An 18,552-nucleotide genomic window follows, 5' to 3' on the forward strand; every position below is an offset into this window, starting at 1 on the left:
AGAAATATTCTGAGATTATGCCTACGCAAGGGTGTCTTCTAGCCCCCTCTCTTTTGCAAGCTCCGCCTTCATCCACTCCAAAGCCTCAACCCTATCCCTGACCTCCCCCATCGCCTGAGCCTCCTCTACACCTTCCAGCAAAGTCTGGAACATAGGCCCTGGCCGAAGCTGAAAGGCCTCAATCAGGTCGTGTCCCGTGACAAGCCGCTCCTTTCGCTCGGGAGCCTCCTCACGCCTCTTGTTCTCCAGCACGTGGTTGACCTGGGCCACGCGATTCCGCCACTCCTCCACCTCCAGCCGCGGCCCCCGCGCCGCGACATAGTCCGCCAGGCTGAGGTACAGGACCGACACCGCCGTGTCTCCCAACTCGCGATAGAATCGATGCGTCGCCCGCGCCGTCGGCGTCTCCACCCCCTGGGACATCTGGGTGGGCCGAAGGTGGTGCTCCACCATTAAGCCAACGCTCTTTACGCTTCGCGCGCTCATGCGCAGCGCTCGCAGGCGTTTCTGGGCCATGGACGCCCCCAGGACAGGGTGCCCCAGAAAACGGGTGCGCCCCGTGGCGTCGACGGCCTTGGTCTGCGGCTTGGCTATATCGTGAAAGAGGGCCCCCAGCTTCAACAGCGTCCGCCGCGTGTGCCCGTCCCCCACATGTTCGCCGAAATACGACGACACGTCATCTCCCCCGTAAACGTCCTGGGCCAGCGCGTCGTCCGCCCGCGATGATGTAATACGCTCCGCCGCCTTCACCGTCTGCATTGTATGTTCAAAAACGTCCCAGTAGTGTTCTTTGGGCTGGCTGACCCCTTTCGCCAGGGCCAGCTCGGGAATTATATAGTCTAGAAGGCCCAGGCCGTCCAATCTTCCCAGGCCCTCATAAGCGCCATCCGGGGAAATGAGGGCCAAAAACTCGTCCCGCACCCGCTCGGCGGAGACCTGCGCCAGCCGGGCCGTGTCCCGTCTAACCTGGCCCTCCGTGGCCTCTTCGATTTGAAAACCCAGGCGATGCGCCAGTCGGAGCGCCCGCAGCAGTCGCAAGGGGTCTTCTTTGAATACGTCCCGCGCCGTCATGCGGATTAACTTCAGCGACATGTCCCTGCGTCCGCCCAGCGGGTCCAATACTTGTTCTCGCCAGCCCAGTTCCTCCATATCGCCCAGTGGCAGCGCCATAGCATCAATGGTGAAGTCGCGGCGAGCCAGATCTTTCAAGATATCGCCTTCGTAAGTGGACACGTCCACCACAAGGCCGCTTTCCACAAACACCACGCGGGCAATGCCTCGCTCCGTGTCCAGGCCCACAAAAGCGCCGCCCATGCTGTCCGCCAGCTCCCGCGCCAGGACCACGGCGTCCCCCTTCACCGCCACGTCGATATCCTTGCTGTCCAGACCCAACAGCGAGTCCCGAAGGTACCCGCCCACCAGGTAGGCGGCCGCACCTTGCGAGGCAAAAAAGGCCTTAAGCGAGTCTAAAGTCGGTGGGGTCTTCATAAGAGTAGTAACCAAGGGAGTCAAATGCGTTGTTTCGATAGTAATTGTAGCAGGATACCAGTCCTAGCTAAGAAGCCTTCGGAGCCTCAGCCTCGCCGCCATCCTCCGCCTCCTCCTCTTCGCTGACCTTGACCAGGCCATTTTTGTCGACCAGGTGAGTGACGTAAAGGACTCCATTGAGGTGGTCCGTCTCGTGTTCCAGCGCCTCGGCCAGCAGGTCATTCTCAGCCTTAATCTTAATTGGCTTGCCGTCGACGCCCAGCGCCTTCACATGCACCTTCACCGACCGCCTGACCAGCCCTCGATAGCCCGGGATGCTCAGGCACCCTTCATCCACTTCCCTAACACCCTCACGCTTTACCACCTCCGGATTAATCAGCACCGTGGCCTTCTCATCTTCCGGCAACTGGATCACCGCCACCCGCAGCGGCACCCCTATCTGGTTGGCCGCTAAGCCCACGCCGCTGGCGGCAATCATAGTCTCAACCATATCATCCAATAGCTTATGAAGTGAGGCATCAATGGCCTTAACACGAACCGTTTTTCTATTCAAAATAGGGTCTGGCGCATGGACAATGGGGCGGACAGCCACAGGACAAGGACCTCATAATTACGGGATTCGTCGATTATAGTCAGCGTATATAAAAGTGTAAAGCTGACTCGTGTTTACTTCACAACACTGACACCGGGTCCACATCTACCGTCCAGTCCTTCGGAATCGCCATCGTCTCCAATAGCGCATGGGGGTTGACGCCTCGCAGCAGCAAATGCCACCGGTAGCGCCCCCGCACCCTGGACGGACACCCCGGCGCCGGCCCCACCACCTCCAGCCCCGCCAGCCCCTGCGACTGTACGCTGGTGCGCATCTCATCCGCAAATCGAGCCGCCTCCAATCTGCACGACTCCTCGTTCGTATGGTGATATATCATATGCACAATGCGGCTGAAGGGCGGGTTCCCCTGCTCCTGGCGCATCCCTATCTCCTTCTCGTACATGCCTTTATAGTCCTGCCGCGACGCCGCCTGAATGGCGTAGTTGTCCGGGCTGTAGGTCTGAATGATAACGCGCCCGGGAACAAGCCCCCGCCCCGCTCGGCCCGCCACCTGGCACAGCAGTTGAAAGGCCCGCTCCCCTGACGTAAAGTCCGGCATATAAAGCCCCACGTCCGCCAGCACCACCCCCACCAGGCTCACCTTCGGCACGTGTAGCCCCTTGGCGATCATCTGCGTCCCCACCACCACCTGCGAGTGGCCACTGGTGAACTCCTCCATCAGCGCCTCGTGCCCCCCCGCTTCCCTCACGGCGTCTGCGTCCCACCGCATCGTCGCCGTCGTAGGCAGTAATGCCGTTAGCTCTTCCGACACCTTCTGCGTTCCCAGCCCTAGATAATGGACCTTCGGCCCCTTACAGTTTGGACACGCCCCAGGTTGTTTCTGCCGTCGATTGCATCGATGGCACAATAGCCCTACGGTTCGATGATATGTCAGCGACACGTCGCAGCTCCGGCACCGCAGCACGTGGCCGCAGTCGCGGCACTGCACCAGGGTAGCCGCGCCTCGTCGATTCAAAAATAATATCGCCTGCTCACCCTTCGATACACACTCTCGCAGCGCCTGGGATAACATTCGGCTGAAGGAGCTATAGTTCCCGTCCTTTAGCTCCTCCCGCATGTCCACCACCTGTACGCTGGCCAGCCCCGCCCCTCCGCCCTGGGCCTTAACCCCCACGCCGACTCTGTAAGACAGTTCGTGCAAATGATGCCTCCCCCGCAGCGCCCTGCGATAGCTGGCGATGTCCGGAGTCGCGCTGCCCAGCACCACCGGCGCACCCGCCAACTGCCCCAGCTTCAGCGCCACATCCCGCGCATGGAACCGTGGCGATCTCTCCTGCTCCTTATAGCTGGCGTCATGCTCCTCATCCACCATAATCAGCCCTAACCGGGGCAAGGGCATGAATAAAGCGCTGCGAGGCCCCACCACCACGTCGAAAGCCCCCTCGCACGCCTGCCACCACACCTCGGATTGCTGCCTGGCGCTTAGCCGGCTGTGAAACACCCCCACTCGACCTGGAAACCTGGCGTTCAGTCGATGCAGCGTCTGCGGCGTCAAGGATATCTCGGGCACCAGCATAAGCCCCTGCCAGCCCTTCGCCACGCACCGTTCCAGCGCTCGCAGGTACACTTCCGTCTTGCCGCTGCCTGTGACGCCGTGGAGGAGAAAAGTCCTCGGACCATCGCCCTTACCCTCTAGCGCCGCCGTGATCGCGTCCACCGCGCCGGACTGCTCCCCGGTCAGAATGATCGGCCCCTCATCCTCCGGCTTGTCGACTCGAAACACCGCCTCCTCCCTTACCCACTCCTGCCCCGCCAGCCCACGTTCCAATAACCTCGCCACTGTCTCTCTGCCAAACTCTTTCCTGGCTACAGCCATGTCCAGCCTGGAAGTTGCGAGAGCCCTCAAAAGGGCCGCCTCCATTAGGGCCCGCTTGGTCTTTTTGGCGGGTGAGGCAGCTAACGCCTCTTCGGTCCTGGCATCAGGCAAAGCGGCTACCAGGTAAGTGTCATACCGCACAGGCGGCGCATGGTTCGGAATGCGCCACACACGCCGCAAGAATCCCCGGCGCGCCAGCCGGTCAATCGACGCTCGCGCCTTCGCCCCCAAACTCGACAGCGCCTCCCGCTCCAACACCTGTCCCCGCTGCGACACCAGCCTTCTCAAAGCGGCGTCGACTTCTGAAAGCGATTCCGCCTCGCCCTCTACATGCTCCAAATAAACGTTCACATGGTCTCGAAAACCCGGGGGCAGCATCAGGCAGGCCGCTTCAAACAGCGACGATATGTAGTACCGGCTAATCCACCGCGCCATCTCCAAAGAAGCCGTCGACAATAACGGCGACGGCTCTATGGTGGATATGATGTCGCGAACTGAATCAAGAGGAGTCTGGGCGGCTACTGAAAATACTACTCCCTGTACCGGCCGTTGGCCCAAAGGGACCCATACCATCTGCCCGGGCACGGGGTGGATATGTTCCGGCGCGGCGTAGGTAAGCGTACGATTGACACCCAACGGGGCGTCCACCGCAACCTCGACGTACTTCATCGAAGCCCCCTTTGCCGGGGCTATGAGAACAAGGGGCTAGAGCCTAGGACTGCTGAGGCTCGGTGTCTTTGCCGTCCTGGGCGACGACAAACCGGCTGCGCTCTTTGATGCGCGCAGCCTTGCCGGAACGGCCTCGCAGGTAGTAGATGCGCGCGCGACGCACGTTGCCCCGCCGCAGCACTTCCACCGACTCGATGAGGGGGGAACCCAGGGGGAAAGTTCGCTCAATGCCTATGTTCTGTGTGATGCGGCGCACGGTGAAGCTCTCGGTGGGCCCGCCGCCCTGCCGCTTGATCACCACACCCTGGTAGGCCTGAATGCGCTCCCGATCGCCCTCGCGGACTCGGAAGTTCACCTTTACCGTATCGCCAGCGCCAAACTCCTGGATCTTGGGGTTGGCCTTCACAGTAACATACTTATGAGCGTGCATGGGAAGAAAATCTCCTGTTTTCGTAACCGAGCTATTTTACAGCGTTGGTGCCAGAATGGGCAAGAGCCAGTAATCAGACCTTCGGCCCCTTTAGGAAGCCACCCCCAACGCGGGGGTCTTGGAGGCAATGGCCGTCTCAAGCCCTTTGGCGTGCCCCTGAATCTCCGAGCAGACCCATCGCACCAGGCTCTTGGACCTCGGCTTCAAATCACCAGACGCGACAAAAATGAGGGCTGAAATCAGCAGCTCGATTTTTTGAAGACCCCAAAACCTGTCTAAGTAAAGCGACATGGATGATGCCCGATCCGTAGGCGCCAGTTCTCTAATCATGGTGTTAAAGTCATCCCGTGTTCTGAGGGCCTTGTTTAGAGTAACCAGGTCCTTTGTCGACAATAGCCTGATGGCGCCCTTAACAAGACTGTTGAACACCGCTTCTTTTACCTGGTAATCCCCCGACTCTTGCGTGGCTTCGACCGCGATTTGAAACGTCTCAGCCCTCATGGTTATCTGGTTAAACGGAATGAACGCGACGATCGCCTCTTCGACAGCCCCGTGAAGCTCTCCTCTCGTCTTGGACTGCGTCAGCGGTGTAAGCAGCTCAAACCATCTATCAATCAACGGGCCGGAAGAATCGGCCTCTTTTTCTTGTAAGACCAGAGCCGCCGGTCTCGGAATCTTAAAAGCAGTTGCCATTTCACTAATAGTTGCCTAGTAGGCTTGCTATATAAAAAGCATAACCTAAATAGCACAGATAATCTATCAGGCCCTATCTAAATCCGTTATTTTGCCTCTGACTTCCTCCACCCCAACCCCTCCAAAAACCTCACCTCCTCCGCCGTCAGTGCCACCCTCGACAGCAAGTCAGGCCGATGCCGCAGCGTCCGCTCCAGCGACTGCCGCCGACGCCACTTCTCAATCTCCCCATGGTTCCCCGACATCAGCACCGGCGGCACGCCCCAGTCTCGAAACTCGGCGGGACGAGTGTACACGGGGTGCTGCAGCAGCCCTGTGGTGATGGAATCGCTCTTGACACTCTCCTCACTCCCCACCACCCCTGGCACCAACCTCGACACCGCGTCCACTATCACCATCGCCGGCAGCTCTCCCCCAGTCAGCACGTAGTCGCCGATGCTCACCTCGTCGGTGGCCAGATGCTCCCGCACCCGCTCGTCCACACCTTCGTAATGGCCGCATATGATAAGCAAGTTCCGCCGTGACGACAGCTCCTCCGCCATCGACTGGCTGAACAGCCTCCCCTGTGGCGAGGTCAGCACCACCGGCGCCTCCGCACGTTCCTCCTGGGGCAGCGTGTCCAGCACCGACTCCACCGCCCTGAATATCGGCTCTGGCTTCATCACCATTCCCGCGCCGCCGCCGAACTGGTAGTCGTCGGTGGTCTTGTGCCGGTCGTGGGCAAAGTCGCGAATGTCATAGACTTGGATATGCACCTTCCCATCCTCCACCGCTCGTTGGACAATACTGTGGTCAAAAGGCCCCTGGAACATCTCAGGGAACAGCGTGAAGATGTGGATGCGCATGGGCCTACGACCCTGTGGGATGCCCCTGGGCCTGCTCCTTCAAAAGCTGCAAAGCGTGGGACAGCACCGGCTTGACCACCTCCAGGCACTCCCGCACCGCCTTGGGACTCCCAGGCAGCGTCACGATAAGCGTCCGCCCTCGAATTCCCGCCACAGACCTGCTTAGCATCGCCATCGGTGTTTTCTCCATGGTCTTGGCCCGCATGGCCTCCGACAACCCCGGGGCCAACCGGTCGCATACCGCCAGGCACGCCTCCGGCGTCACGTCGGTAGGCGCAAAACCCGTTCCGCCGGTGCTAACGATAAGATCCAACCTATCTCTATCCGACCACTCCTTAAACCGCGTCTCTATCGTCCTCCTGTCATCCGGGACAATCTCATACTTTCGCGATTCGTACTCCGGCGGCGCCAGGATTTCGCTGATAGCCTTGCCGCTGGTGTCCTCTCGCTGGCCGTGAAAGCCGCTGGTGCTGACGGTGAGTATGCCTAGAGTGAACATGGCTTTGCGCGGCATAGTAGCACAGCCCTCCTATCCACGCTACCGCAGAAGCCCCAGTTCCCTCTCCAGTATCAATATCCCCATAGACGCCGCTACCGTCAGCGCCGTCACCACCACACCCACCCGGGCGAACTCTCCAAACTTCACCTCCACACCCTGCCGGTACGCCTGCTCCGCCACGATAATATTCGCCACCGCGCCGATGAGCGTGGCGTTGCCTCCCAGCGTCGAACCCGCCGCCAAACTAATCCACAAAGCGTCGCCCGGTACATTTTCGATGACCGGAATCGTGATAACTGTCAGCGGCACGTTGCTCACTACCTGCGACACCACCGTGCTGAATATGTGCATAGACACAATGCCGCTGGCATCAGGCTCCAGGCTCACTCTATCGAGAAAAAAGTCCAGCACGCCCGCCTCCCGCGCCCCACCCACTACCACAAAAAGCCCGCCAAAAAACACCAGCAGCGGCCAGTCGACGCTTCGGACCGCGTCTGAGGGCCGGATGCCGCTTATCAGCACCGCCGCAGCGCCGCCCGCCAGGGCCACCACCGTCACATCCACGTCGATGACGCTGGATAAAAAGAAGCCGGCGATGGTCAGAGCCAATATAGGCGCCGTACGATACAACAGGCTTCGGTCCACTTTAACGCCTATCTGAGGCTCTGGATCGTCGGGCGACGCCCCGCCGACTGCGGGAACGGCTATCGGTTGACTGTCCGAAACCTTTAGCTTCCCTCTATAGAAAAGGAATACGACGGCGAGAAGTATCGCTGTGCTGACGGCGGCCACCGGCGCTAGGTATAGGAAGAAACGAGTGAATGATATTCCCGACGTGACGCCGATGATGGCGTTCTGCGGGTTGCCCACAATCGTCGCCGTGGAGCCGATGTTGGACGCCATGGCCTCGGCCACCAGGTACGGCACGGGGTTGACCCTCATCATCCGGCACGCCTGGATAATCACTGGCGTGAACAGCAGCACCACCACGTCGTTGACCAGAAAGGCGCTGCACACCGCCGTCACCGCCACCACCGCCACCAGCAGCCGCCACGGATTCGTCGCCACCGCCACCGACTGCGACGCCAGCAGCCCGAAGAGCCCCGCCCGTTGCAGCACTACAATCAGCAGCATCATGCCCAGCAGCAACGCCAGGGTGTCGAAGTTCACCGCGCCCACCGCCTCGCTAAAGGTCAGCACCCCCGCCACTATCATAAGAATGGCGCCCGCCATAGCCGCTATGGTGCGGTCGAAGTTAATCCTCGGCAGGCGGGTGAAGATAATTCCGAGATATGTAAAGACCAGGATAAGGATGGCAGCCGCCATCTAGATCGCCGTCCCCGATAAAAATGTCTCCGATTATACGCCGCCTCGATGGCCTGAAGCTGTAAGTCTACGCGCCTTATCCAGGTAAATCAGGGACGACGTTATGCTCCAGAAACTTTAAACTTTTCTTAGAAATTATCCATAATATATGAAGGACATGCCCCTAACCCTGCATCTGCTCTTGCTAGCAGGCCGTTTTGTATCGATTCCTGTCTATGATTTTATGTATACTAAAACAAAAATCATCTAAAATTTTAAAAATAGTTCGAAAAATACTTGAATTTAGTAAATCGATGTGGTAACCTTCCGCAATCATCTAGGGGGTGGGGCCTGGTGCTACATGGGCAACACCCCCTAACTTTCTCGGGCGGCATGGCTGCCCGGCCCTTCGGGCCCCTACCCGGGCCCCTCAATACAGGCTCCAGGCCTCCGGCCTTGGGGCGCCCCCGGGTTTTACCCAAGGGGCGCCGGCGGCCCAGGAGCACCCATCTCGTCGAGGAGGGCCGGTGCTGGCTACGCTTTCATATGGGTTGGCGGTTGAAACAGCTCAAACCGAGCTGCGGTGGCTTATGACGCTAATTCCCTACCACCAGCCCGTCATGGTCCAGGAAGTGCTCCAGGCCCTCCAGGTCCAGCGCGGCGGCCTCTATATCGACTGCACCGCCGGCGAAGGCGGCCACACCCAGGCTATCCTCCAACACTCCCTCCCCGGTGGCCGCGTCCTCGCCCTCGACGCCGACCCCGCCGCTATCGACGCCATTAACCTACGCCTCCAGGCCTTCCTCCCACACCTGGTCGCCGTCCACAGCAGCTACACCAAAGTGGAGTCCGTGGCCTCGCACCACGGCTTTGTCCCCGCCGACGGTATGCTTATCGATCTGGGCCTTTCCTCTATGCAATTGCAGGCCTCGGGCCGCGGCTTCAGCTTCCAGCGCGACGAGCTCCTGGACATGCGCTTCGACTCATCCCAACCTCTGACGGCGGCGGATATCGTCAACACTTACACCCAGGAAGAGCTGGCCGACCTCATCTGGACCCTGGGTGAGGAGCGCCGCTCCCGCCCCATCGCCCGGGCCATCATCGCCGCCCGGCCCATCCACACCTCTGCCCGTCTGGCCGAGGTCATCGCCCGCGCCGCCGGAGGCCGTCGAGAGGGCATCCACCCCGCCACCCGCGCCTTCCAGGCCCTTCGCATCGCGGTCAACAAAGAGCTGGAAAACCTCCAGTCCTGGCTCTCCCAGACCCTTCGTATCCTCAAGCCTGGCGGCAGGATGGCCGTCATCAGCTATCACAGCCTGGAGGACCGGCTGGTCAAAGAGTTCCTCCGCCGCGAGTCTCGCGACTGCCTCTGCCCTCCCGCCACACCCCTTTGCGTCTGCGGCCACAAAGCCGCTCTTCGACTGGTCAATAAAAAAGTCATCACCCCATCCCGGGAAGAAATTGCCCGGAATCCCCGCAGCCGCAGCGCCAAACTGCGGGTCGCGGAGCGTCTCCCCCTCGCGGACCAACAACTTTCAACTACTAATTAGGAGGCAGCGGCTTGGCTAAAGACGTTTTCTACACAGCAATAGATATAGGGACCAGCAAGATATCCACCCTGGTGGCCCGGGTGGGACAGGAGGGAGAGCTCAAGATCGTCGGCGCGGGATATGTGCCTTCCCAGGGCGTCAACCGGGGCCGTATTGTCAACATGGCGGAGATCCAGGAAGCCCTTCAGGCCTCCCTTTCGGAAGCCCAGAAATACCTCGGCGGCCAGCTTCCTCCCGCCTTCGTGGGCGTCACCGGAGATAACATCACCTGCGTCAACACCACCGGCACTACTCAGGCCCTCAACCCCTCCGGCTCCATCAGCGCCTCGGACGTCAACCATGTCCTGGAACTCTCGGTGCCCAGGCCCGCTGAGGACAAGGAGATCCTCCACCTCTACCCGAGAAACTTTATTATCGATGGCAATCAGAGCGTGCGGGATGCGATTGGCCTTCACGCCACCAAGCTCGAGGTCGAGTCCCACGTCGTCCTGTCCGACAAGTCGTCGGTGGAAGATATCAAGCGGGCGGTGGAAAGCTGCGGCGTCCCCGTTCGAGGCGTCGCCCTCAATGCCCTGGCCGCCAGCGAGGCCGTGCTGACCGAAGGCGAGAAGGAGGTCGGCGTCGTCTTGATAGACATCGGCGCCGGCATCACCGACGTCGCCGTCTTCCGCAACGGCAACCTCTGGTACAACACCTGCCTGCCCGTGGGCGGACGCCTGGTGTCCCGCGACCTCTCCATTGCCCTTAGCATCCCCTTCCATTATGCCGAAGAGCTGAAGCTCAAGTGGGGCCACGCCATGCTCGGCCCCAAGGATGGCGATGAGGAGATCCTTATGCCTAGCTTCCAGGGCCGGCCAAAGGCCATGGTCAAACGCTCTATGGCCTGCCGCCCCATCTCCGAGCGGTTACAAGAGACCCTGGGCCTAGTCATGATGAAAGTGCAGCAAGCCGGCATGACCAGAATGCCCCCCGGCGGCGTGGTCATCACTGGCGGCACCGCCGAAATGGCGGGCATTGAGCAGCTAGCTAAGTTTCTCTATAGCTGCCCCGTCCGCATCGCCGGTCCCACCAGCGTGCCGGGACTTTCGGCGGATGAGAAGAAGCCCCCCTACTCCGTAGTGGTGGGCCTCCTCCTCTGGGGCATCAACCATCTAAACGAGAAGAAGCACAAGGCCGGCGCGGAGAAGAGTCCCGGCCAGCAGGGCTCCCTTTTCCAGCGGATCAAGAAGGTCATAGAAGCTAAGTAACCTCGGCAACAAAAGGAATTCCTTAAAGGAGGAATAGATGCAGTTCCAAGAGCAGGTCCCTTCGGACGATGTCTCCACAAGCTTTGTTCCTAACCAGGTAAAACCCTACGGCAGCCCTATAATTCGAGTCCTCGGCGTCGGCGGCGGCGGGAGCAACGCGGTCAACCGCATGTACAAGGACAAACTCCCAGGGGTGGACTACTTTGTTATCAACACGGACGCCCAGCATCTTTCACGATGCGACGTTCCCAACAAACTGGCCATCGGCCATAACCTCACCCGAGGTCTGGGCGTCGGCGGCAACCCGGACATCGGCCGCCAGTCGGCGGAGGAGAGCAGAGAGCAGCTTCAGAAACTGGTCCAGGGCGCTGACATGGTCTTCCTGGCCGCCGGCATGGGCGGGGGCACAGGCACCGGCTGCGTCCCCGTGGTGGCGCAGCTGGCCAAGGAGGCCGGCGCCCTCACCATAGCCGTCGTCACCAAGCCCTTCGGTTTTGAAGTCGCCCAGCGCCGCCGCAACGCTGAAGAGGGTTTGACCCGCCTCAAAGAGCACTGCGACACCCTCATCACTGTGCCAAACGACGCCCTTCTCAAAATGAACGCCAACGACGCCAACAAGTCCTGGGAGGACGCCCTGAAAATGGCCGACCAGGTCCTCCAGCAGGGCATCGCCTCCATCGCTGAAATCGTCACCGTCCCCGGCGAGATCAACGTCGACTTCGCCGACATCCGCTCCATCATGCGCGACGCCGGCCAGGCCTGGCTCGCCATCGGCAAGGGCAAGGGCGAGAACCGCGCCGTCGATGCCGCCAAAATGGCTACCCAGAGCCCCCTCCTGGACATCGCCATCGAAGGCGCCAAGCGCGTCCTCTTCGTCATCAGCGGCGGGCCTTCCCTCACCCTCAAGGAGGTCCAGCAGGCCGCCGAGGTTATCCATGACCTGGTGGACGAGGACGCCAACGTCATCTTCGGCACCTCCAAGGACTCCAAGCTAGACGACGAGGTCCGCGTCACCCTGGTGGCCGCCTCCTTCCCCATGCAGCAGGAAAACCTCCAGCAGAAGCAGGAGGAACTGCGCACCCTCCTCCGCGACACCGTAGCCAGCAACGGCGACGAACTGGAAATACCCAGCTTCCTGCGCAAAGAAGCCAAAGCCAGGGGCCGGGGACTCTTCGGCTAGACCTTGATTAACTCTGAGTAATATTCCCGGGGCCATGGACTCTTCCTTCTTTATAAACCGATAAGGCGCCGGGAACCATCTGAGACCCCCCGACTAATCGGGGGGTCTCTCTGTTTTGCCGTGCTCTTGGTTTCATCCTGACATTATTTTAATTGTTAAGGTCGAATATCCCTTCTTTAGATTGGGAAGCAGCAGTATCGCGAGTCCTTTTTGTTTACAACGCCTGCAATGTTGATATCGATGAAGGAGCCGCCTGGCCCCTTCCCCTCAGGTACTCCCTCTTCTCCTATTGAAAAGGAGAAGAGGGATAAAGGGTGATGAGGGTGTCCCGCTTATGGCAAGGTGTCGCGAGTCAGGGCCGAAGCCCCCCGCCGCCAGGCCGCCCTCAGCCACCCCTCACCCCTCCTGAACCCCTTAAAAATTGCTAAAAATCTCCCCAAATTTCTTCCCCCTCCCCTTGACACGGAAAAAATGCGATACTATATATTGTGTCCTGCGCTAACAGTTATACAAAAGGTAGGCCATTTCGGGAAATTGCCTCATGCAATGCCCTTACTGTGATAATCCTGACTCCAAGGTCACCGACTCCCGCGCCCTAGGCGACTCCATCCGCCGCCGGCGGGAATGCGTTCGATGCGGCCTTCGTTTCACTACCTATGAGCGGGTACAGACCGCCGCTTTGCTGGTAGTGAAGAAGGACGGTCGCCGCCAAGAGTTCGACCGCAATAAGCTCCTGTCCCGCATTATCACCGCCTGCGCCAAGCGCCCCATCTCCTCCCAGCAGATCGAAAAGATGACCCAGGACATAGAAAGCCAGCTACTCTCCACCGGCAAGGCAGAGGTCCCATCCTACATCATCGGTGAGATGGTCATGGAGCGCCTGCGCAGCCTGGACCGGGTGGCCTACGTCCGGTGGGCCAGCGTCTACAAAGACTTCAAAGACGTAGAGAGCTTTGAGCAGGTTGTAAAAGACCTGCGAGAGGGGCGCCCCAAGGAGGACTCTACCCAGCTCTCCCTCCTTAAGGACGACTTCCCCATGAAACGACCGCAGCAAGGCAGGGGCCGGCGGCGCAGCCGCACCCCTGCTTAACCCGCCCGTCCCCTTTCTGTCCCCACCTCTCGACTAAAGGAACCGCTGGAATGAATATTGAACGTCTGGCCGTTATCGACACCATGATTCCCCTGGTGACCCCGCCGGACGGCATCACCAGAGGCCAGCTAGCTCGGCTGCTCAAGATCACCTACCCCCAGGCTACCCAGGCCCTGGAGCGGCTGCGGGAGCGCCGCCTGGTGAAACGTTCCATCCGCCAGTCCCAGTACGTCTATCGCCTCACCGCCTCTCGCCAGGCCCTATCGGTAGGCGCCATGGGCGTCATCTGCCTGAACTAGAGGGAAATGTCCAACAGCCGCCGAATACCAAGCGCAAGAGTCCGAAAAGGGCCAAGACCCCTGCGATGGAGGCGCTGGGGAAGTTCTTTCAGGGAGAGTCTAGAGAGCGCCAAATCCTTAGAATCTGACCCGAGCCTGGTCGAGGGGATAGTAGACTCCGAGGCAACCCTCAGGTCCCTTCCCCCCTTGAGGGGGAAGGTTAGGATGGGGGGTCGGGGTGGAGAGGTAGAGGGAGATGGTATCCAAGCAGGAGAAGGCCCCATTTCTAGTACCCGCACCGCCGCCAATATTTAATAAAGGACAAAAAAGAGAAGGGGAGGCATATATTAATGACCACACTGCAGCTCACTAAAAACGCTGAAATCGTCCTCAAGACCCGCTACCTTATAGGCGGCGAGACCCCGGAGGGCCTTTTCACCCGCGTCGCCAAAGCCCTGGCGCAGCCCGAGGCCGACAAAGCCCATTGGCAAGAGGTCTTCCTCGACATGATGGCCTCCTGCCAGTTCATGCCCAACTCTCCCACCCTCTTCAACGCCGGCACCGGCCAGGGCACCCTCTCCGCCTGCTTCGTCATCCCTGTGGAAGACACTATGTCCAGCATCATGAAAGCCGCCACCACCAGCGCCATGATCCAGAAGTTCGGCGGCGGCATCGGCTACAGCTTCTCCAAGCTGCGCCCTCGCGGCAGCAAAATCGCCACCACCCAGGGCAAGGCCTGCGGCGCCGTAGCCGTCCTCAAAATGCTCAGCGGCCTCAGCGACATGATTACCCAGGGCGGCAAGCGCCACGGCGCTAACATGGGCATCCTCAGCGTCTCCCATCCTGAAATCCTGGACTTCATCCACCTCAAGGACACCAACAAAGAGGCCCAGAACTTCAACGTCTCCGTGGCCATTACCGACGATTTTATCCGGGCCGTGGACCAGGGCAAGGACTGGCAGCTCATCGACCCCCGCACCAAGCAGGTGGTCCGCACCCTCCCTGCCAATCAGATCTGGAACGACATCATCGACTCCGCCTGGAAGACCGGCGACCCCGGCCTCTACTTCATTGACCAGGCCAACCGTCACAATCCCACCCCCCACCTGGGCAACCTGGACAGCACCAACCCCTGCGGCGAGGTCCCCCTCCTGGCCCACGAGGCCTGCAACCTGGGCTCCATCAACCTGGCCAAGTTCGTCCATAATGGCAGGGTGGACTACAAGGGGCTGGAGGACCTGACCCGCAACGCCACTCGATTCCTGGACAACGTGGTCACCATCAACATGTTCCCCGTCCAGGAGGTCACCGACGCCGTCCACGCCACCCGCAAGATTGGCCTGGGCGTCATGGGCTGGCACGATGCCCTTATTAAGATGGGCATCCCCTACGACTCGCCTCAAGCCCTGGGAGTCGCCGATGAGGTCATGCGGCTAATCAACGACACCGCCCGCGAGACCTCCTTCGAGCTGGCCCGCGAGCGGGGCTCCTACCCCGCCTGCCGAGAAAGCATCCCCGTCCGCAACGCCACCCGCACCTGCATCGCTCCCACCGGCAGCATCAGCGTCATCGCCGGCGCTTCCAGCGGCATAGAGCCTATCTTCGCCGTCGCCTTCGTCAAAAATGTCCTGGACGGCAAGCAGCTTACCGAGGTCAACCCCTACTTCGAGGAGATCGCCAAGGAGCGCGGCTTTTACAGCAAGGAGCTCATGGACGAAGTGGCGCGCACCGGCTCCGTCCAGAAGATCGACACCGTGCCCCAGGACGTGAAGGCCCTCTTCAAGACCGCCCTGGAAATTGACTACCAGACCCACGTTAAGATGCAGGCCGTCTTCCAGAAGCACACGGACCTGGCCGTCAGCAAGACCATCAATATGCCTAACTCCGGCACTCGCGACGACATTGAGCAAGCCTATCGAATGGCCTTCGACCTCGGCTGCACCGGCATCACCATCTATCGAGATGGCTCTAAGCCTACCCAGGTGTTGGAAGTCAAGTCCTCCAAGCCTGTCCTGAGCGCAGTCGAAGGAAAGTCCGCCGATGCCAAGCCCGCCGTCGTGGAAGCCGGCAGGTCCTCGGTGACTCTCACCCCCAGGGAGCGCCCCGCCCACATGACCGGCGTCACCGACCGCGTCCGCACCGGCCACGGCAACATGTACGTCACCATCAACTTTGACGACAGCGACAAGGCCTTCGAGGTCTTCTCCACCCTCGGCAAGTCGGGAGGCTGCGAGTCCGCCAGCCTGGAGGCCATATCCCGCCTCATCTCCCTGGCCCTCCGCTCTGGCGTCGACCCCCAGGCTATCGTCGAGCAGCTTCGCGGCATCACCTGCGTCCCCGCCTGGGACCAGGGCGTCCTGGTGGGTTCCCCCGCCGACGCCGTGGCCCTGGCCATGGAGCGTCGAATCACCGGCGGCCTGAGAAGCGGACACAAGCAGCCCGTGGCAGCCCAGCTTAAGTTGGAGACTAAGGACCCCCAGGCCCCCAAAATGCTGTCCAACGGCAACGGCCACAGCCGCCACGACTCCAAAGGCTCCGGCCTTCGATGCCCCCACTGCAACTCCGGCCTGGTCTTCCAGGAAGGATGCCTGGCCTGCCTCTCCTGCGGCTGGAACAAATGTGAGTAGCGGATAGGGAGGTTGGGAATGGCTAAAACAGAAAAAGGTCAGAAGTTTATCCGAATCGATTCCTATACAAAAAAGGACGGCACCAAAGTCCCAAAGCATATCCGTTCCACGCCCTGCCCTATGCCTGAGAAGAAATCTAAGTCAGCCTCCGCTGGCAAAAAGGCATCCACGGGAACAAAATCGGGTGGTCTTACGTCATAAATACAGTTGATCCTCCTTGCTACCCTGGACTGCTCCCTCCACGGTAGTCACAGCGCCCCGGCCACCCTCGGGGCGCTTTTGTTTTTCAAGGTGTCTATGTGAGCGTGGTGCTTTACTGTGGCAAACGAAGGGCAAGGCTCCCATCCGGTTCTCCCCTTCTCCTATTGCAAATGGGAAGAGGGAGTTAGACGCCGTCCTGAGCCTGGCCGAAGGAGGGGGAATTGGTGCTCTATATTTCTCTTCCCCTTCCAGCAGAAGGGGCTAGGGGATGGTATCCCTAGTAAAGAAACGCTGGCTTTTCACGAACGCCTCTTTGGGGATATCGGGACACTCGCCATTTCAGCGCTCCGGTATCGCACCCTCCTCTATCCTATCCCTTATTGCCTGCACCACATTGGCCACGGAGGAAAATTTATCCATATCTGATCTCTCAATGGCCTTCCTAATGGAGATACGCTGGTCTTTATACTGGACCTCCTGGTCCCCAGCGCACTGCAGCACATCCTCTTTTGTAGCGGGAAATTCCACCCCTTCCATCGCCTCCACTACCGAGGCGATGAACGGCGCGGCCTCCATGGGCGACTCAGGCTTATCGTAGCCCATTCCCCGGCCTTGTCCCTCGGTTGTAGGATTGTGCTGTCCTTCCATTGCGCCTTCCTCCTGTTCCTGCCTCCTCATTTCGGCCATGATACCTCCCCCACTTCCAGGATTGCCCTCATCATCAAACAAGAGTACTAGGCCTTCTACCTCCCAAATGATTAGTCCAACAAATCCTTTGTGAAATTCGGGAAGTATATCCCTCTTCAACTCCGCTAAGGTTACGAAGATACACCTGTAATGCGCTTCGCTAGGACAGCTCATCTCATACCAGCCTGAACTCTCCTTTGAGAATGCGGTCTCCCCTCGGCCCGGGCCGAGGGGAGAGTTAGACGCCGTCCTGAGTCCGCCTCTGGCGGATCGAAGGAGGGTTTGTGGTGGAGTATTTTCTCTTCCCCTTCTTTCCGCTGAAAGAAAGAGATAAAGAGGATGATGGTATCTCATGCGCACAGCGAGGCTGGCTTTCCATGGACGCCAATCTGACAGGGACTTGTCCCTCACGCCTGCCACCGGCCCCTCAGAATGTTATAATCCCTTGATGTACCCACCAGGAATCTTTTCATGAAACTCGCGTTTATAGGCGGCGGCGCCATGGCTGAGGCCATCATCAAAGGCGCACTCTCGGCCTCTATGGCCAAGCCCGAAGAGATAACCGTCGGTGAGGTTGTCGAAGAGCGATGCCGCTACCTAGCCAACCAGTACCGAATCCTTGCCACACCCAGCAACGCCAAAGCCGTCCGCAGCGCGGACCTGGTCATCCTCGCTGTCAAACCCCAGAGCCTCAATGACGTCGCCGCGGACCTCAAGCCCTCCCTCAAGCCCAACCACACCGTCCTCTCCATCCTGGCGGGCACAAGAATGGCCGCCCTCACCAAAGGCCTCGGCCACAACGGCGTCATCCGAGTTATGCCCAACACCCCCGCCCAAATCGGCGCCGGCATGAGCGTCTGGATGACCTCCCCTGGCGTCGATGAAAAGGTCGCCAAAGAGGCCCAGGCCATCCTCAAGACCCTCGGCGAGGAGATCCGCGTCCATAACGAGAAGTACATCGACATGGCCACCGCCCTCAGCGCCAGCGGCCCAGCCTTCATCTTTCTCTTCATCGAATCCCTCATCGATTCCGGCGTCCTCATCGGCCTGCCCCGGCCCATGGCCCGCACCCTGGCCCTTCAGACCGTCCTAGGCAGCGCGCGGCTGGTCAAAGAGACCGGCAAGCACCCGGCGGAGCTGACGGATATGGTCACATCGCCCGGCGGCACCACCGTGGCGGGCCTCCTGGCCCTGGAGGACGCCAGCTTCAAGGCCGCCGTCCTCAACGCCGTTCAGGCCGCCTATCAAAAATCCATTGCTTTAGGGGAGAACTAGTGGGATTTATCGGAGCTGAAACCACCGGCGGCGACGTCATCGCCTATTTTGTGTATTTC

At 60.1% G+C, this 18,552-nt stretch carries 17 protein-coding genes; 8 read left to right on the forward strand and 9 right to left on the reverse strand.

What is annotated here, in order from left to right:
* Positions 1 to 21 precede the first annotated feature (21 nt).
* The 8 genes from FJ320_02205 to FJ320_02240 form a co-directional block, all read right to left on the reverse strand.
* Positions 22 to 1,503 carry an HD domain-containing protein gene (locus FJ320_02205; GenBank protein ID MBM3924791.1) on the reverse strand — a complete coding sequence of 494 codons (1,482 nt, stop codon included), beginning with the start codon at positions 1,501 to 1,503 and terminating at the stop codon, positions 22 to 24.
* A 52-nt stretch (positions 1,504 to 1,555) separates the two neighbouring features.
* Positions 1,556 to 2,080, reverse strand: coding sequence for a peptide deformylase (gene def / locus FJ320_02210; protein ID MBM3924792.1), 525 nt, complete (start codon positions 2,078 to 2,080; stop codon positions 1,556 to 1,558).
* A gap of 79 nt (positions 2,081 to 2,159) precedes the next feature.
* On the reverse strand, positions 2,160 to 4,586 hold the full coding sequence (gene priA / locus FJ320_02215) for a primosomal protein N' (GenBank protein ID MBM3924793.1): 2,427 nt from the start codon (positions 4,584 to 4,586) through the stop codon (positions 2,160 to 2,162).
* A 43-nt stretch (positions 4,587 to 4,629) separates the two neighbouring features.
* Positions 4,630 to 5,016 carry a 50S ribosomal protein L19 gene (locus tag FJ320_02220; GenBank protein ID MBM3924794.1) on the reverse strand — a complete coding sequence of 129 codons (387 nt, stop codon included), beginning with the start codon at positions 5,014 to 5,016 and terminating at the stop codon, positions 4,630 to 4,632.
* A gap of 90 nt (positions 5,017 to 5,106) precedes the next feature.
* Entirely contained in the window at positions 5,107 to 5,709 is a 603-nt protein-coding gene (locus FJ320_02225; GenBank protein MBM3924795.1) for a hypothetical protein, read from the reverse strand.
* Between the two features lie 86 nt (positions 5,710 to 5,795).
* On the reverse strand, positions 5,796 to 6,554 hold the full coding sequence (gene trmD / locus FJ320_02230) for a tRNA (guanosine(37)-N1)-methyltransferase TrmD (GenBank protein ID MBM3924796.1): 759 nt from the start codon (positions 6,552 to 6,554) through the stop codon (positions 5,796 to 5,798).
* A 4-nt stretch (positions 6,555 to 6,558) separates the two neighbouring features.
* Positions 6,559 to 7,053 (reverse strand): MogA/MoaB family molybdenum cofactor biosynthesis protein, encoded by a 495-nt coding sequence (locus tag FJ320_02235; protein ID MBM3924797.1) that lies wholly within the window; start codon positions 7,051 to 7,053, stop codon positions 6,559 to 6,561.
* A 39-nt stretch (positions 7,054 to 7,092) separates the two neighbouring features.
* Complete coding sequence (locus FJ320_02240) at positions 7,093 to 8,379, reverse strand: anion transporter (protein MBM3924798.1); 1,287 nt, start codon at positions 8,377 to 8,379, stop codon at positions 7,093 to 7,095.
* Between the two features lie 569 nt (positions 8,380 to 8,948).
* On the opposite strand from FJ320_02240, the gene rsmH reads away from it, so the two are divergent.
* The 7 genes from rsmH (at position 8,949) to FJ320_02275 (ending at position 16,531) form a co-directional block, all read left to right on the forward strand.
* Positions 8,949 to 9,908 (forward strand): 16S rRNA (cytosine(1402)-N(4))-methyltransferase RsmH, encoded by a 960-nt coding sequence (gene rsmH, locus FJ320_02245; protein MBM3924799.1) that lies wholly within the window; start codon positions 8,949 to 8,951, stop codon positions 9,906 to 9,908.
* Between the two features lie 11 nt (positions 9,909 to 9,919).
* A complete protein-coding gene (gene ftsA, locus FJ320_02250) occupies positions 9,920 to 11,155 on the forward strand; it encodes a cell division protein FtsA (protein ID MBM3924800.1) in 1,236 nt (411 codons plus the stop codon).
* 37 nt (positions 11,156 to 11,192) lie between these two features.
* Positions 11,193 to 12,335 (forward strand): cell division protein FtsZ, encoded by a 1,143-nt coding sequence (gene ftsZ / locus FJ320_02255; protein MBM3924801.1) that lies wholly within the window; start codon positions 11,193 to 11,195, stop codon positions 12,333 to 12,335.
* A 541-nt stretch (positions 12,336 to 12,876) separates the two neighbouring features.
* Positions 12,877 to 13,425 (forward strand): transcriptional repressor NrdR, encoded by a 549-nt coding sequence (nrdR, locus tag FJ320_02260; GenBank protein ID MBM3924802.1) that lies wholly within the window; start codon positions 12,877 to 12,879, stop codon positions 13,423 to 13,425.
* Between the two features lie 50 nt (positions 13,426 to 13,475).
* On the forward strand, positions 13,476 to 13,724 hold the full coding sequence (locus FJ320_02265; GenBank protein ID MBM3924803.1) for a hypothetical protein: 249 nt from the start codon (positions 13,476 to 13,478) through the stop codon (positions 13,722 to 13,724).
* Positions 13,725 to 14,053: 329 nt separating this feature from the next.
* On the forward strand, positions 14,054 to 16,330 hold the full coding sequence (locus tag FJ320_02270) for an adenosylcobalamin-dependent ribonucleoside-diphosphate reductase (protein ID MBM3924804.1): 2,277 nt from the start codon (positions 14,054 to 14,056) through the stop codon (positions 16,328 to 16,330).
* A gap of 18 nt (positions 16,331 to 16,348) precedes the next feature.
* Positions 16,349 to 16,531 (forward strand): hypothetical protein, encoded by a 183-nt coding sequence (locus FJ320_02275; protein ID MBM3924805.1) that lies wholly within the window; start codon positions 16,349 to 16,351, stop codon positions 16,529 to 16,531.
* Between the two features lie 339 nt (positions 16,532 to 16,870).
* On the opposite strand, the gene FJ320_02280 is transcribed toward FJ320_02275, so the two are convergent.
* Positions 16,871 to 17,572 carry a hypothetical protein gene (locus FJ320_02280; GenBank protein MBM3924806.1) on the reverse strand — a complete coding sequence of 234 codons (702 nt, stop codon included), beginning with the start codon at positions 17,570 to 17,572 and terminating at the stop codon, positions 16,871 to 16,873.
* A 117-nt stretch (positions 17,573 to 17,689) separates the two neighbouring features.
* Here FJ320_02280 and proC point away from each other — a divergent pair, with 117 nt between their 5' ends.
* Positions 17,690 to 18,493, forward strand: coding sequence for a pyrroline-5-carboxylate reductase (proC, locus tag FJ320_02285; protein ID MBM3924807.1), 804 nt, complete (start codon positions 17,690 to 17,692; stop codon positions 18,491 to 18,493).
* The last annotated feature ends 59 nt before the right edge of the window (positions 18,494 to 18,552 follow it).

Source organism: SAR202 cluster bacterium (genome assembly GCA_016872285.1).
In the GTDB taxonomy this organism is placed as follows: Bacteria; Chloroflexota; Dehalococcoidia; order Lucifugimonadales.

What these genes read in the sequence shown, in the direction of transcription:
- trmD (MBM3924796.1), bottom strand. Translation starts at nt 6,554, where the DNA reads ATGCGCATCCACATCTTCACGCTGTTCCCTGAGATGTTCCAGGGGCCT.
- FJ320_02225 (MBM3924795.1), bottom strand. Translation starts at nt 5,709, where the DNA reads ATGGCAACTGCTTTTAAGATTCCGAGACCGGCGGCTCTGGTCTTACAA.
- FJ320_02220 (MBM3924794.1), bottom strand. Translation starts at nt 5,016, where the DNA reads ATGCACGCTCATAAGTATGTTACTGTGAAGGCCAACCCCAAGATCCAG.
- FJ320_02235 (MBM3924797.1), bottom strand. Translation starts at nt 7,053, where the DNA reads ATGTTCACTCTAGGCATACTCACCGTCAGCACCAGCGGCTTTCACGGC.
- FJ320_02240 (MBM3924798.1), bottom strand. Translation starts at nt 8,379, where the DNA reads ATGGCGGCTGCCATCCTTATCCTGGTCTTTACATATCTCGGAATTATC.
- proC (MBM3924807.1), top strand. Translation starts at nt 17,690, where the DNA reads ATGAAACTCGCGTTTATAGGCGGCGGCGCCATGGCTGAGGCCATCATC.
- priA (MBM3924793.1), bottom strand. Translation starts at nt 4,586, where the DNA reads ATGAAGTACGTCGAGGTTGCGGTGGACGCCCCGTTGGGTGTCAATCGT.
- FJ320_02280 (MBM3924806.1), bottom strand. Translation starts at nt 17,572, where the DNA reads ATGAGATACCATCATCCTCTTTATCTCTTTCTTTCAGCGGAAAGAAGG.
- FJ320_02265 (MBM3924803.1), top strand. Translation starts at nt 13,476, where the DNA reads ATGAATATTGAACGTCTGGCCGTTATCGACACCATGATTCCCCTGGTG.
- FJ320_02270 (MBM3924804.1), top strand. Translation starts at nt 14,054, where the DNA reads ATGACCACACTGCAGCTCACTAAAAACGCTGAAATCGTCCTCAAGACC.
- ftsZ (MBM3924801.1), top strand. Translation starts at nt 11,193, where the DNA reads ATGCAGTTCCAAGAGCAGGTCCCTTCGGACGATGTCTCCACAAGCTTT.
- nrdR (MBM3924802.1), top strand. Translation starts at nt 12,877, where the DNA reads ATGCAATGCCCTTACTGTGATAATCCTGACTCCAAGGTCACCGACTCC.
- FJ320_02275 (MBM3924805.1), top strand. Translation starts at nt 16,349, where the DNA reads ATGGCTAAAACAGAAAAAGGTCAGAAGTTTATCCGAATCGATTCCTAT.
- rsmH (MBM3924799.1), top strand. Translation starts at nt 8,949, where the DNA reads ATGACGCTAATTCCCTACCACCAGCCCGTCATGGTCCAGGAAGTGCTC.